The organism is uncultured Chloroflexus sp. (assembly GCF_938091255.1).
In the GTDB taxonomy this organism is placed as follows: Bacteria; Chloroflexota; Chloroflexia; order Chloroflexales; family Chloroflexaceae; genus Chloroflexus.
Genome location: NZ_CALLJH010000028.1, coordinates 46,152 through 58,934, shown reverse-complemented (window position 1 = coordinate 58,934; position 12,783 = coordinate 46,152). Strand labels below are relative to the sequence as shown.

The 12,783-nt window shown below is 56.6% G+C and carries 14 protein-coding genes; 7 read left to right on the top strand and 7 right to left on the bottom strand.

Annotated elements, in window-relative coordinates; genetic code table 11:
- The first annotated feature begins 30 nt into the window (after positions 1–30).
- Both Q1A00_RS10355 and Q1A00_RS10350 read left to right on the top strand, forming a co-directional pair.
- On the top strand, positions 31–576 hold the full coding sequence (locus Q1A00_RS10355) for a helix-turn-helix domain-containing protein (protein ID WP_298404886.1): 546 nt from the start codon (positions 31–33) through the stop codon (positions 574–576).
- Between the two features lie 40 nt (positions 577–616).
- Entirely contained in the window at positions 617–1,879 is a 1,263-nt protein-coding gene (locus tag Q1A00_RS10350; protein ID WP_299756640.1) for an AI-2E family transporter, read from the top strand.
- 131 nt (positions 1,880–2,010) lie between these two features.
- Here the strand turns inward: Q1A00_RS10350 and Q1A00_RS10345 are convergent, their stop codons facing one another.
- Positions 2,011–2,514 (bottom strand): HD domain-containing protein, encoded by a 504-nt coding sequence (locus Q1A00_RS10345; RefSeq protein WP_298404892.1) that lies wholly within the window; start codon positions 2,512–2,514, stop codon positions 2,011–2,013.
- A gap of 253 nt (positions 2,515–2,767) precedes the next feature.
- Between Q1A00_RS10345 and Q1A00_RS10340 the strand changes: the two genes are divergently transcribed.
- The 3 genes from Q1A00_RS10340 to Q1A00_RS10330 are packed head-to-tail and all read left to right on the top strand — an operon-like array spanning position 2,768 to position 4,621.
- On the top strand, positions 2,768–3,487 hold the full coding sequence (locus Q1A00_RS10340; RefSeq protein WP_298404895.1) for an SDR family oxidoreductase: 720 nt from the start codon (positions 2,768–2,770) through the stop codon (positions 3,485–3,487).
- 17 nt (positions 3,488–3,504) lie between these two features.
- The gene (locus Q1A00_RS10335; protein ID WP_298404896.1) at positions 3,505–4,320 is read left to right on the top strand and encodes a class I SAM-dependent methyltransferase; all 816 of its coding nucleotides are present in this window, start codon (positions 3,505–3,507) and stop codon (positions 4,318–4,320) included.
- Entirely contained in the window at positions 4,298–4,621 is a 324-nt protein-coding gene (locus Q1A00_RS10330) for a hypothetical protein (RefSeq protein WP_298404898.1), read from the top strand. The genes Q1A00_RS10335 and Q1A00_RS10330 overlap by 23 nt, the downstream gene beginning before the upstream one ends.
- Here Q1A00_RS10330 and Q1A00_RS10325 read toward each other — a convergent pair.
- Positions 4,612–5,550 (bottom strand): 1-phosphofructokinase family hexose kinase, encoded by a 939-nt coding sequence (locus tag Q1A00_RS10325; RefSeq protein ID WP_298404900.1) that lies wholly within the window; start codon positions 5,548–5,550, stop codon positions 4,612–4,614. The genes Q1A00_RS10330 and Q1A00_RS10325 overlap by 10 nt on opposite strands.
- Positions 5,551–5,740: 190 nt before the next feature.
- Positions 5,741–7,525: a SulP family inorganic anion transporter gene (locus Q1A00_RS10320; protein ID WP_298404903.1), complete on the bottom strand. Its 1,785-nt coding sequence runs from the start codon at positions 7,523–7,525 to the stop codon at positions 5,741–5,743.
- Between the two features lie 427 nt (positions 7,526–7,952).
- Here Q1A00_RS10320 and Q1A00_RS10315 point away from each other — a divergent pair, with 427 nt between their 5' ends.
- Positions 7,953–8,276: a metalloregulator ArsR/SmtB family transcription factor gene (locus Q1A00_RS10315; protein ID WP_298404906.1), complete on the top strand. Its 324-nt coding sequence runs from the start codon at positions 7,953–7,955 to the stop codon at positions 8,274–8,276.
- Positions 8,277–8,375: 99 nt separating this feature from the next.
- On the opposite strand, the gene Q1A00_RS10310 is transcribed toward Q1A00_RS10315, so the two are convergent.
- Positions 8,376–9,626 carry an acyl-CoA dehydrogenase family protein gene (locus Q1A00_RS10310; RefSeq protein WP_298404909.1) on the bottom strand — a complete coding sequence of 417 codons (1,251 nt, stop codon included), beginning with the start codon at positions 9,624–9,626 and terminating at the stop codon, positions 8,376–8,378.
- 269 nt (positions 9,627–9,895) lie between these two features.
- On the opposite strand from Q1A00_RS10310, the gene Q1A00_RS10305 reads away from it, so the two are divergent.
- On the top strand, positions 9,896–11,083 hold the full coding sequence (locus Q1A00_RS10305) for an iron-containing alcohol dehydrogenase (RefSeq protein WP_298404911.1): 1,188 nt from the start codon (positions 9,896–9,898) through the stop codon (positions 11,081–11,083).
- 35 nt (positions 11,084–11,118) lie between these two features.
- Here the strand turns inward: Q1A00_RS10305 and Q1A00_RS10300 are convergent, their stop codons facing one another.
- Genes Q1A00_RS10300 through Q1A00_RS10290 form a run of 3 tightly spaced genes read right to left on the bottom strand, consistent with a single transcriptional unit; the run spans position 11,119 to position 12,656 of the window.
- On the bottom strand, positions 11,119–11,520 hold the full coding sequence (locus tag Q1A00_RS10300; RefSeq protein ID WP_066788037.1) for an anti-sigma regulatory factor: 402 nt from the start codon (positions 11,518–11,520) through the stop codon (positions 11,119–11,121).
- Entirely contained in the window at positions 11,507–11,893 is a 387-nt protein-coding gene (locus Q1A00_RS10295) for an STAS domain-containing protein (RefSeq protein WP_298404914.1), read from the bottom strand. The genes Q1A00_RS10300 and Q1A00_RS10295 overlap by 14 nt, the downstream gene beginning before the upstream one ends.
- A gap of 49 nt (positions 11,894–11,942) precedes the next feature.
- A complete protein-coding gene (locus tag Q1A00_RS10290; RefSeq protein ID WP_298404917.1) occupies positions 11,943–12,656 on the bottom strand; it encodes a phosphatidate cytidylyltransferase in 714 nt (237 codons plus the stop codon).
- Between the last annotated feature and the right edge of the window lie 127 nt (positions 12,657–12,783).

Below are 12,783 nucleotides of genomic sequence, written 5' to 3'. Positions count from 1 at the left end.
GCTTACTTTTGTATTATTTCGAGATAGTGTATGTCACTCGGACAAAAGATCGGGCGATTGCGTCAGGAGCGTGGTCTGACGCTGCAAGAGGTGTCTGAAGGATCGGGGTTGACCCCATCATTCCTCAGCCGCCTCGAACGTGATAAAGTCAATATTTCGGTGGCTAATCTGCGCAAACTGGCGCAGTTTTTCAGCGTGCAGATGACCCATTTCTTCGAGGGTGAAGATAATCAGCAAGTTGGTCAGATCGTGCGGCCTGCCGATCGGGTGCGCTTGTCGCTTGATGATGCGCCGGTGCAAGTCTTTTCATTGCTGCCACCTAATAGCGATCTTGATGCGCGCTTGATCGAGGCCTATCCCGGTAGCAGCCAGCAGGGTTTCTCATCGCGGGGCAGCCAGATGGTATATGTGCTGGCCGGCAATGTGCGGTATACTTTAGGTGAAGAGCAATATGACCTCGCCGCTGGCGATACGCTCTTCTTTCGTGATGATACGGCCTATAGCTGGACAAATACCGGCAATTCGATCGCAACGATGTTGACGGTCAGTACGTTGAACCCACGTGATGAACGCTGATGCTCGATCGATGCCAAGCCGGTAGTGTTGTAGAGGTTGCATGAACTTCTTCACCCCTGAACGGATCCGTCTTGGTGCGCGTTGGCTGTTAGTCGCTGTTTCGCTCTATCTCGTTAGTTGGCTCGTGAGCAACGCCACTTCGGCGATTACACCGTTTATTTTTGGTGGTGTGCTCGCTTATCTATTCTTGCCGTTAGTGAATTGTTTTGAGCGGTGGCTGCCGCGCTGGCTGGCAATTCTGTCGGTCTATGTGGTTATCTTCGGCGTTATTGTCGCTGCGATTGCGTTTGTGGTGCCGCCGCTCATTGCCCAGATCGCCGAATTGGTCCGCGCGTTGCCGGATATTGCGACGATTCAGCGCGAAGCCAACCGGCTGATTGATGAGTACGAACAGTTGCTGGCTAGCTTGCCGCCACCCGTGCAGGCGGAAGTGCAGAATGCCATTGCCTCAGCCACTGCTGAGGGGTTGAGCACGCTGCGGGCTAATTTCGTGGGCTACTTGCAAGGAATTGGCCAGTTTTTGATCAATAGCGTGCTCTCGGTCTTCAATACTGTGACCTTCCTGCTTGGCTTCTTTCTTGTCCCGTTTTGGCTTTTCTATGTCTTGATGGATGCCCGCGCCGGGCGCGAGTATTTCAACAACTTGATCCACCCGCGCTTGCGAGCTGATGTGTGGGCGATGCTCTCGATCATCAATCACGACCTCAGCGGCTACCTACGCGGCCAGTTGATCCTTGGCACCTCGGTCGGTCTCGCCTCGTGGATTGGGCTTACGGCACTCAACATGGCGGGAATGAAGATTCCGTATACTGTTCTGTTGGCCGTCGTTGCTGGTATCACCGAGTTGGTGCCAGTGATCGGCCCGATTATCGGCGCGATTCCGGCGATCTTGCTGGGGTTGGCTGATTCGCCGACCACCGCGCTGGCGGTGACGATCCTCTACATCGCGATCCAGCAGCTTGAAAATCATATTCTGGTGCCGCGCATCATTGGCGAGAGCGTCGGTGTGCATCCGGCCATCCTGATGGTGGTGTTGGTCGTTTGCTCGCAGGTCTTTGGTCTGCTGGGCGCTATTCTCTCGGCTCCGCTCAGCGCGATGGCGCGCGATCTGTTCTTGTATCTGTATGGGCGGCTCAGCGACCCGCCGAGCCCGGCCGGTGTGTTGCCGGCCCGTTTGCGTCCGGTGGCGGCGTTGGCTGAAGTGATAGCTGAAACTGCTCTGTCGACAGATCAACCGGCTCAAGACGCCCCCCGCTCGCCTCTAGCTGACGAGGTATCTGTCGAGCGATCAAGCAGCAATTGATGCGCGTGCCGTCGATCACGCTCTGCTTGCGGTTGCTGCGAGTGTTGGCGGGGTATCGGTTCGGCATAAATGAGCGACAGGCAATGGCGCCTGTCACTCGTTGTATGAGCCGGTTGGTAGCGGGGCAATTGCTAATGTACCTGCGGTGTTTGGCCGCTCAAGCGCCAACGCGACAAACTGGTGCGCCCAAGCCGGCGCCATAACGAACTGATCAGCCGGCGGCGACGACGGCGAGCGTAACGGGCAGCGTAGAAGGGGTCACTCTGGCAAAGCTGTCGGCGCACGCGCAGGCTGTGCCCCGATAAAAGGCCACTAACAAATGCCCCTAGATCGGCGAGTGATGCCAGTTTATCCGCCACCGCTAATACCCAGCCTTCCCGTGTGGTTGGACGCGGCCCGAAGGGGTACATATGGCTAATGATCGCGGCAGAAACCTCGGCTGGCTCACCGAGTTCGGCAGCAACTCGTGCGGCGATTGCGCCGTGCGTGGTCAGCGTGCCATACCGTGAGTCAAGATCATGGAGGAGGGCGGCGCGCGCGCACGTCACCTGATCGGCACCAAAAAAAGGCGCTAGATAATATGAAAAGTGAACCGAGCGGAGCAGATGATCATGCTTGGGAACACTGTGGTGCATGTGGTGGCGTGTCTCAACAACCCGTGGGTGGTGTAGTAGATCTGCGATTGTCTCCCAGTACATTGCGCCCCTTCTCCTGATGTCGTCATGCCTGTTAAGTTATACCACTTCTTGTTCGCCAACGCAATGGTAGCGCAATGATTCTACCACGGCATTACCATCCTGTTCTGCTGAAAAGGTCTATATTTCAGATATTCCTCAGGTATAATACCTATGGAGCCGTTGTGATGTGGTGATGATCGGAGAAGACACTATGAAATTGAAAGGGCGCGTTGTCATTATTACCGGCGCTTCGAGCGGGGTGGGTTACGCGGCTGCTCGTCTCTTCGCGCGCGAAGGTGCAACCGTGATCGCTGCTGCCCGGCGGCGTGATCGGCTCGAACATCTGGTCAGTATGATTACGACCGAAGGCTACAATGCCTTCGCCATTCCCACCGATATTACGGTGCCAGCGCAGGTGCAGTATCTCGTTGACTCGACCGTGCAGATGTTAGGCCGGATCGATATCGTCCTCAATTGCGCTGGCAATGTCGAGAAGATCGCTCCGCTTGAGCAGTTTACCGATGCCGAATGGCAGGCGGTGATGGATGTTAATCTCAACGGCGTGTTCTACCTGATGCGAGCAGTCGCGCCGTATATGAAGCGCCAGCGTAGTGGGACGATCGTGAATCTCGGTTCACGGGTCGGCAAAATTGGGGTTGCGAATATCGCACCCTTCTGTGCGGCGAAGTTCGCTCTGTCGGGCTTGTCGCAGGCACTAGCCCAAGAGTTGCGCCCGTACAATGTCTTCGTCACCACTGTCTTCTCTGGCATGATCGACGCTGATATTGCCCCGCTCAACCCGGCCGAAGAATTACGCAAACGTTTGATGACGGTCGATGATGTGGCGCAGGCGCTGCTATGGGTCTGCACCTTGCCGCCAAGTCTGCGAGTTGATGAATTACCCATTATGCCGCGCACCGTCGATCTGTAATTGCGTCGGGAGCTGCTATGGCCGAACAGGCGTCGCGTGAGTGGTGGGAAGAGCTGCTGCAAGTCTATGAGTTTGCCCACTATCGCCAGTATGCCGATGAGTTGACCCGCCGCGAAGTCGATTTTCTGATCGATGCCCTTGGGTTGCAAGGAGTTGAGACGATTCTCGATGTGGCTTGCGGCGGTGGTCGCCATAGCTTGGCATTGGCGGCGCGCGGGTGGACGGTCACCGGCCTTGATGCTGCGGCGCCGGTGATCGACCATGCCCGTGCGGTTGCCGCCGAACGTGGGTTGAACGTGGAGTTTGTCACCGGCGATATGCGGGATTTGCCGTACCGCGAGCGGTTTGATGTGGTGCTACTCATGAATAGCAGTCTTGGCTTTTTCGACGATGCCACGAACCAAGCGGTGCTCAACGGCATTGCCCGCGCGCTCGTGTATGGCGGCAAGCTGGTGGTGCAGTGCCTGAATCCGTACCAGATTAGCCGTTATCTGCACGATTTTCGCAGTGGTTGGTATCCGATCGGCAGTGGGTTTGTCTTGCGTGAGGCGCGTTTTGATCCGCGGCGCGCGACGCTCGAAATCGATTATCGCTATGTTGATGCCAGTCGCGGGATTGATGTCACCCATCCCGGTGATCAGATCCGGCTCTACGGCTTCCCTGAATTGACGGCAATGCTGCGCGCCGCTGGCCTTCGTCCCCTGAGCGTTTTTGGTGATGCGGCCTTGCCGCCGGTGCCCTTTGCGGAAGAGAGTATTTGGCAGGTGGTGATCGCAACTCGCGACCGGCCGGTCATGAGGGAGGCAGAGGATGCAGATCACGCTGATCGGTGAATTTGAAGCGGCTTACCATCCTGAGGCGACGCCAGCGTTGATATTGCATCATCTCATTCGCGGGTATGATGCAGTTGTGCTCAATGCCGATGAGGTAGCGGTGTTGCGCGAATTGCTCGGCGCGGTGCAGAAGCGGATTCGCGAACTCGGCGGCTACCGGTTAATCCTTGGCGCCAGTGGTGATCTCACGTTTTACACCGCGACCGGTCAACGCAGCGCGTATCTGACTGCCGATCAGATGCGCCAATTGGCCCGCCTCATTGGTGCATCTCCGCCGCAGCCGGCTGAGGTTCACCAGTAGCTGATCGCAACCTGAGGCAACAGCCCGTCAACAACTGCACGATTAATCGCGCCGGGCGCTAACGTTTGCGCGTCAGCGACGGCACAGGCGGTTGCGATCCGCAAGGCCTCAGCGAGCGATTCGCCGGTGCTTATCGCTGCCGCAAACCCGGCAAAGAACGAGTCGCCACACCCGATCGGATTATGGGCAGTGATGGGTGGCGGGATTGCGAGTACACCGCCCTCTTTGTCAATGCCCACTGCACCGTGTGCGCCAAGCGTCACTACGACTCTGCTGATACCTTGCCTGTACACATGTTCGACTGCGCGTTGCGCTATCGCTACATTGTCAATGCTCACGTCGAGCAATGAACCCAATTCTGCCCCGTTGACCTTTACCACATCCGGTTTGGCGGCAACTGCCGCCGCTAGCGCCGGGCCGCTGGTGTCAACCATCACTCGGCGACCGCACCGATGCAAGACTTCAATCAGATAGCTAAGCACTGTAGGTGGCGGCCCCGGCGGTAGACTGCCGCAGATGAGATACCAAGCGGTAGGTATGGCCAAAATTCGATCTACGTATTCGCGCCACTCGGATTCACTTACGCACGGTCCAACCTCATTAAGCACCGTTACTCGCTCGGTGGTTGGATCGATCAGCAATGTGCAGATACGGGTTTCGCCACCTATGGTCACCGTATGCATCGGCAGACCCTCTTGCGCGGCAAGCCATGCTACCTGCTGACCGGTTAAACCGCCAAGCGGTGCGCAAACCACGGCATTGACCTCTATTGCTTGCGCTGCACGAGTGACGTTGAAGCCTTTGCCACCAGCAGCAACCTGAACGTCTGACACGCGCCGAATGGTACCGGGTTGTAGTTCCGGTACAATCAAGATCCGATCAAGTGCCGGATTAGGGGTAATAACACAGAGAGTTGATGGTTGAGGCATACCATGTTCACTTAGCGATGAGCAGCGTGTTCATCCAAAGAGCGTTTTCAGTAGTATACCAAAACCGTGTAAGAGGGCTAGTGGGGGTGACCCGTCGGGGCTGCCCGACGGGTTCTGGCGCATGGTTGTTTGTCGGGTGATGAATCGGGGGAGGGGTGACCCGTCGGCTGGCCCCGACTAATAGTTGAGCCTAACCCACCTGCTTTGATGGCTCAGCCGCAGGCGTGGGCGGATTCGTCAGTTGCCCGGCCAGTCGCGCGCGTGCCATCTGCAACACTTGGCAACTCTCGCTATGGGCGTGGCAGCGCGGGCAACCGGCGACCAGCCGCTTTTCGTGCAACTCGATAATCGCGTCCGCCGAACTCCAGTAGATATTGCGTGCGCCGACCAAATCAAACAGACCCGTGCGCCGGAACATCTCGAGCACATTAGGTTGAAGCGCAGTGAAAATCACTTCACCGCCGCGGGCATGGTGCTCTTCCACGATCTGGTGCAGCGCCTGAATGCCCATCGCATCAACGAGTGGCACACCGCGCATGCTAATGATAATTGTGTGATAATCGCTGGCGGTCTCAAATGCTTCGAGCACCGTTGTCACACTGCCAAAAAAGACTGGCCCGGTCAAGTAGTAAACGTGAATGCTGGGGCAGGTAGCGGTGATCGGCGTTCCTTGCACTTGCAACTGTTGGGGATTAATTGGTGCGCTCGTTACAACGGTGCTAGTGGCCGACTGGCGTAGGTAGATGACTGCCGAAATCGCAATCCCGATCAAGATGGCTTGGGTCAGATCGAGCGCAGCCGTCGCCAGCATCGTGATGAAAAAGCCAGCCAGTGCGTGGCGCAGGCGGGTATTGACGAAGAAGTGAATGCTCTCCCATTCATTCATCCGCCACGCCGTGACCAAGAGTACGCCTCCCAGTGCTGCCAGTGGTACGTAGCGAATAATTGGCCCCAATGCCAACGCACTCGCGAGTAAAAGCAGGGAGTGGATAATACTAGTCAGTCGGGTGACTGCCCCACTTTTGATTGCCACACTGGTGCGTGCAATGGCAGCGGTGGCCGGTACTCCACCGAAGAAAGGGATAAGCAAATTGCCGACCCCTTGTGCGACCAGCTCTTGATTGCTGTCGAACGGTTTGCCGCTCATCGTTGAACCGACGGCGCCGCAGAGCAGGCTCTCGATCGCGCCGAGCGCGGCAATCGAGACGGCTGGTGCCAAGATGTCGCTTAGATGTTCCCACGGAATATGCTCCCATGTTAAGCGATGCTCGAGCAAAATGGTTCGTGGAATATCACCAATAATCGGTACATTCCAGCCTAACCCAACACTCACTACAGTTGCAACGACAATCCCTGCCAACGACGCAGGGATAGTTTTGTTGAAACGGGGCAAGACAAGCATCACCGCAATCACAATACCGGCAATCAGCACAGTGTGCCAATCAGGCATCAGCGGGTGGGTGAAATAGTGCAGCAGTTTTTCGAGGGCATTTTCAGCTTTAGGAGTCTGAATGCCAAGTACATTATCAAGCTGGCCGATCGCGATGATCAGCGCAATGCCGCTGGTAAATCCGGCAATAACCGGTGAGGGGATAAACGCGATGTAGCGTCCTAACCGGGCAATGCCGAGTGCAATCATCATAAGTCCGGCCAGCAAGGTGGCAACCCATACTCCTTCGATCCCGTAGCGCGCTGAAATTGCGATCAAGATCGCCGACATCGCGCCGGTTGGGCCGCTGATCTGGTATGCTGCACCACCTAGACCGCCAATGATCAGACCGGCTAGAATAGCGGTGACGAGACCAGCCGGTGCATCGGCGCCAGAGGCGACACCAAAAGCGAGGGCAAGTGGCAGAGCGACTGCACCGGTGGTGAGACCGGCTAGCACATCGGCACGTAGTGCATTGCCTGAATAACCGGCAAATTCGCGCCGCAAGATGGAGAACAATGGGATTCGATTGAGCGTGCTGTTCATGATGATGCCTTAATAAAAATATGATAATACTTGCATATTCTCATATTTGCGAAGTATAGCACTGTTGCCAAGGGCTGTCAACGGGATAACTAGGCGGATTGGAACGAGATGGCTGTTATGGTAGAGCAGCGGAAATTTGCAAGACAGTAGCTCATTTGGCGTAGTTGGTATGCGCTCGCGTTGTCGTATGTCATTGCGAAGGCGGTTTTGGTAAGGCAGCGCCTTGCCAAAACTGGCTGAAGCCATCTCTTGAGCGCGGAGCAATCGCTACGGCGGTCGGCAACTCCACTGAGCGCCCGTTGCCACGCAGAGCTATTTGGTGCAGCGTTCTATCTGGTCTCGTCGTGTGGATACCTTCTCTATCTTGACGGTTGCACACTTTTATGTTACAAGTATCTAAATATTAGAATATTTGAAGAGGTGTCTCATGCCGCTGCATCGCTTCAAAGCCGAGTTCTTCAAGGCCCTTGGCCATCCCACCCGGCTCGCCATTCTCGATCAACTGCGCACTGGCGAGCGGAGCGTGCAGGAATTGCAGCAGGCGCTGGCGATCGAGCAATCGAATGTGTCGCAGCAGCTCGCTGTGCTGCGCAATAAGAATATCGTTGATTCGCGTAAAGAGGGTACCACTGTCTACTATCGCGTGCGCGATCCGATGATCTTTCAGTTGCTCGACGTGGCCCGGCAGATTTTCAACAACCATCTAATTGATACCCAAGAAATGTTAGCAACCTTGAGTGAAGAGACGTAATCCTATGGTAGAGACGTTGCCGTGCAACGTCTCTCAGCAACGTTTCTCGACAACGTCTTTCAGCAACGTCTCTCGGCAACGTCTCTCCTGCAACGGTCTCTATTCACCCTCCCACCAATTCGGGTCATACGCCGGCAATTCGCAGCGTAGGTTGGGATACTTACGGTAGCCCATCACGAAATCCGCCTGCAACAGCTCTTGCAGCTCACGGGTGCCTTCGTAGATGATCGCGCCGCGCGCATTGCGCAGATACCGCTCAACCGGATACTCGTCGGCGTAGCCATACGCGCCGTGGATTTGGATGGCGTCGTCGGCAGCTTCAAAGCTGCTCACGGTCGCGTGCCATTTAGCCAGCGTCGTCTCGCGGGTGTTGCGCAAACCCTTGTTTTTCATCCAGCCGGCCCGGTACACCAGCAGCCGCGAGGTGTCGAGTTTGCGCACCATGTGGCTAATCATCCGCTTGACAAGCTGGTGTTCGCCGATCGGCACGCCGAAGGTCTGCCGCTCGCGGGCATAACGGATGCTGGCTTCGAGACTAGCTTGGATCAGGCCGGTTGCTCCGGCAGCCACCGTGTAGCGACCATTGTCGAGCGCAGCCATCGCGATCTTGAACCCCTCCCCCTCTTCACCCAATCGATTCGCGAGCGGCACCCGCACGTCTTGGAAGACGACGCCGCCGGTGTTGCCGGCGCGCACGCCGAGTTTGCCGTGAATCGGGTAGCTGCTCACGCCGGGCATTGTGCGTTCGACGATGAATGCGGTGATGCCGCGTGGGCCTGCTGTCGGGTCGGTCTTGGCAAAGACAAGAAAATTGTCGGCCAGATCGGCCAGACTGATCCATATCTTTTCACCGTTAAGAACGTAGTAATCGCCGTCGCGGCGGGCGGTGGCTTGCATTGCGGCGGCATCGGTGCCGCTGTTCGGTTCGGTGAGACAGTAGGCGGCCAGTTTTTCGCCGCGGGCCTGTGGTGCGAGGAAGCGTTGTTTCTGCTCTTCGGTGCCCCATTGCAGCAGTGAGAGCGAGTTGAGGCCGGTATGCACGCTCATCACCACGCGCAGAAAGCTATCGACTCGCTCCAACTCTTCACATACCACCGCCAAAGCGAGATAATCCATCCCGGCCCCGCCGTACCGTTGCGGAATGCAGATACCGAGTAGCCCTAGCTCTCCCATTCGTTTCAGCACCGGACGCAGATGCGGGCGATCTTCCGGCCCTTCAGCTTTCGCGCCGCTGCGATCCCATTCGCGGATGTGAGGCGCTACCTCGCGCTCGGCGAAGTTGCGCACCGTCTGACGCAGCATGTCGTGTTCAGGGCCGAGAAACATGTCGTAGTTTGCCGTCAAATCCATTGCGATACTCCTTTGTATCGGGCCGAGCGGGTCAGCCGCGCTTGCCGCTACACGAATACCTTGATTATACCGTGAGTGGCGATGATGCGTGCCAAGCGGGGCAGTGCAGCAGATGGTGTTTCATTTGGGCGTTTTTTGCGGCTATTCTTCTTTGATCATCGGCAGGCTACCTTTTGACGCAATGTGCACATTGTATTACACTTCAAGGCAATCACGCCGTGTTACTGTCCCACATGTTCGCAATTTACTTACCAGAAAGGAGAGGGCTTATGATGCCGCCACGAGAGTTTATCATGCCCGCGCAGATGGTGATCGGTTCGGGTGCCGTTGAGCAGACCGGCGCGCAGTGCGCCAAACGGGGATGGAAAAAGGCGCTGATTGTCACCGATCAGATTATGCAGAAGATCGGTGTTGTTGGGCAGGTAGAGCAGAATCTGGCCAATCATGGGATTGCCAGCGTCGTGTATGCCGGTGTCAATACCGAACCGGTGGTTGAGTATGTGCAAGAGGCGTTAGCTGCCTATCACGAGGGCGGGTGTGATTTCGTTTTGGCGGTGGGTGGCGGCAGTCCGATCGACACTGCCAAGGCGGTGGCGGTGCTAGTGACCAACCCCGGCTCGATTGAGCAGTACAAGGGGATCGGCAAGATTGCCAATCCCGGTGTGCCGTTGGTCGCTATTCCGACTACCGCCGGCACTGGCAGCGAAGCAACTATTTATACGGTGATTACCGATCAAAAAACCGATGTTAAAATGCTCATCGGCAGCCCGCACCTGATGCCGACGATTGCAATTGTTGATCCCATGTTGACCGTTTCGTCGCCGCCAAGCGTGACAGCAGCTACCGGTGTTGATGCGTTGGTGCATGCGATCGAAGCCTACGTTTCGGTCAAGCGGCAGCCCATGACCGATGTGCTGTGTTTGTCGGCGATAGAGTTAATTTCTAGCAACATCCGGCAGGCGTGGGCAAATGGCAACAACATTGAGGCACGCGAGAAAATGATGCTCGGCGCGACGCAAGCTGGTATTGCGTTCAGCAACTCGTCGGTGGCGCTTGTGCATGGCATGTCGCGCCCGATTGGTGCCTACTTCCACATTGCCCACGGTGTCTCGAATGCGGCCTTGTTAGCAGTGGTGACGGAGTTCAGTCTAGTGGGTGATCCGAAGCGCTACGCCGATATTGCGCGGGCAATGGGTGAGCCGATTGATGGCCTATCGCTGATGGAAGCAGCCGATCGTGCCGTCGTTGCGATCCGCCGACTGGTGCGTGATATCAAGATCCCGTCGCTGCGCCAGTTGGGTGTTGAACGTGAGCGGCTGATGGAGTTAGCGCCGGCGATGGCGGATGCGGCGATCGATAGCGGTAGCCCGGCTAATAATCCGCGCAAGCCAACCAAGCAAGAGATCATCGAATTGTACGCCAAAGCCTACGACGAAGGCGATCGCATAGCCGTTTAGTAATAGCGGAGGGGCACCGCAGTCGCGGCGCCCCTCTACGTGCGCCACTTCCGGCAAACAATCGTTGTCCCAACGCCTTCTTTCGACTTAATATCAAATTCGTCCATCAACCGTTTAGCGCCGGGCAACCCCATCCCCATGCCGCGCGAGGTACTATAGCCATCTTGCATCACCAGATCAATATTCGGGATGCCGGGGCCTTGATCCTCGCAGATAATCTCGATCCCCTTGCGCGACCCCTTCTCAATATCACGTACCGTAACATTGCCAGTACCAGCGTAGAGGAAGATATTGCGCGCCAGCTCGCTTACGGCAGTTGCGATGCGCGCTTGATCAATCGGCCCGAAGCCAAGCGCCTTGGCCATATCGCGAGCCATGGTGCGCGCGATGACAATATCAAGGTCGCTTCGAATGACAGCAGTCTTACTCTGCGCCATCGTCGCTCTCCTCATTGGTCAGTCGCTGCATCATGGCCAACCCCTTTTCGAGGTTGAGCGCCGTGAGCACCCGCGGTAATTCAAGCCCTAGCTCGACCAACGTAATCGCGACCGCCGGCTGCAAGCCGGTAAGCACGACCCGCGCTCCCATCAGGCCGGCCATCGCCGCGATGTCGGCGATGAGACGCCCGATGAAACTGTCAACGACATCGAGCGCCGTCAGATCGATAATCACCCCGCGAGCGCGCGTGTCATGGATCTTTTGCAAAAGATCGTCTTTAAATTGTACTGCGGAGGCATCATGGAGAGCTACCTGAATCGAGGCGATCAGGATGTCTCCAATTTTCAAGATCGGGATGCGAAGATTATCCAAGACGCGCTCCTCATCTCATTCCAGCGAGCGTTGTATGTTCGCCCTCATATTATCGCATACCTGCAAGCACTCCGGCAATGACCGCCCCAGCTAACAATGGCACACTCAGATTGTCGGTGCCGTGTGGTGAGACTCCTTCGGCAACCGTTGCAACGAATGCCGCGGCCACGCTTGCCGCAAGGGCCACCCCCGCCCCGATCGGCGCGCTCTGTGGGCTGAGTGCCGACCCCGGCACCAGCAGCAGGGTGAGGAACATTGCGATCGCACTCGCTGCAAACATTGCAGCCGAGCCTTCAAACGAGCGTCGCCCACGCCCGACTTGGTAGTGATGGCGGCCCCAGCGCTTGCCGATGATTGCGGCGAGAGCGTCGCCCCACGTCATTGCCATTGTGCCGGCGGCGGCAATATATCCACGATCGTCTGGTGAATTGGTGCGCCAGAAGATCAGAAACAAGATCGTGATTGACAAGGCAAAATAGACCGTTCCCGGTGTGCTGTCAGGCGCGTCAACCGCTTCGAGCAGCCGGAAACGGTAAAAAATGAAATTGAGTACGATAAAGGTGGCAAAGGGAATGATGCCGATCGTCCAGTTCTCAAAGAGGGCTAGTACGCCAAACACCCACATTCCAGCGCCAATGTGAACGAACTTGCGGGTGAAATCTTGCGGATAGCCGCGCCAGCGGCGGATGACTTCGGCTATGATAAGAAGACCAAAGGCGTACCCGAACGAGACAAGTAGGCCAATCAGATCGCGTGTACTCATAGTGGCGCCGGTGCTATCGATGGCGAAACTTGCCTCTTATTCTATCCGTAGGCAGGCAAATCGTCAATTGATGACCGGTAGTGGGTGTTGTGAATGTTTAATGACAAAAACGAATGAACGAATGGTA

Coding starts and splice junctions, on each gene's coding strand:
- Q1A00_RS10290 (WP_298404917.1), bottom strand. CDS start 12,656: ATGAGTACACGCGATCTGATTGGCCTACTTGTCTCGTTCGGGTACGCC.
- Q1A00_RS10320 (WP_298404903.1), bottom strand. CDS start 7,525: ATGAACAGCACGCTCAATCGAATCCCATTGTTCTCCATCTTGCGGCGC.
- Q1A00_RS10355 (WP_298404886.1), top strand. CDS start 31: ATGTCACTCGGACAAAAGATCGGGCGATTGCGTCAGGAGCGTGGTCTG.
- Q1A00_RS10305 (WP_298404911.1), top strand. CDS start 9,896: ATGATGCCGCCACGAGAGTTTATCATGCCCGCGCAGATGGTGATCGGT.
- Q1A00_RS10340 (WP_298404895.1), top strand. CDS start 2,768: ATGAAATTGAAAGGGCGCGTTGTCATTATTACCGGCGCTTCGAGCGGG.
- Q1A00_RS10350 (WP_299756640.1), top strand. CDS start 617: ATGAACTTCTTCACCCCTGAACGGATCCGTCTTGGTGCGCGTTGGCTG.
- Q1A00_RS10315 (WP_298404906.1), top strand. CDS start 7,953: ATGCCGCTGCATCGCTTCAAAGCCGAGTTCTTCAAGGCCCTTGGCCAT.
- Q1A00_RS10325 (WP_298404900.1), bottom strand. CDS start 5,550: ATGCCTCAACCATCAACTCTCTGTGTTATTACCCCTAATCCGGCACTT.
- Q1A00_RS10300 (WP_066788037.1), bottom strand. CDS start 11,520: ATGGCGCAGAGTAAGACTGCTGTCATTCGAAGCGACCTTGATATTGTC.
- Q1A00_RS10310 (WP_298404909.1), bottom strand. CDS start 9,626: ATGGATTTGACGGCAAACTACGACATGTTTCTCGGCCCTGAACACGAC.
- Q1A00_RS10335 (WP_298404896.1), top strand. CDS start 3,505: ATGGCCGAACAGGCGTCGCGTGAGTGGTGGGAAGAGCTGCTGCAAGTC.
- Q1A00_RS10330 (WP_298404898.1), top strand. CDS start 4,298: ATGCAGATCACGCTGATCGGTGAATTTGAAGCGGCTTACCATCCTGAG.
- Q1A00_RS10345 (WP_298404892.1), bottom strand. CDS start 2,514: ATGCACCACAGTGTTCCCAAGCATGATCATCTGCTCCGCTCGGTTCAC.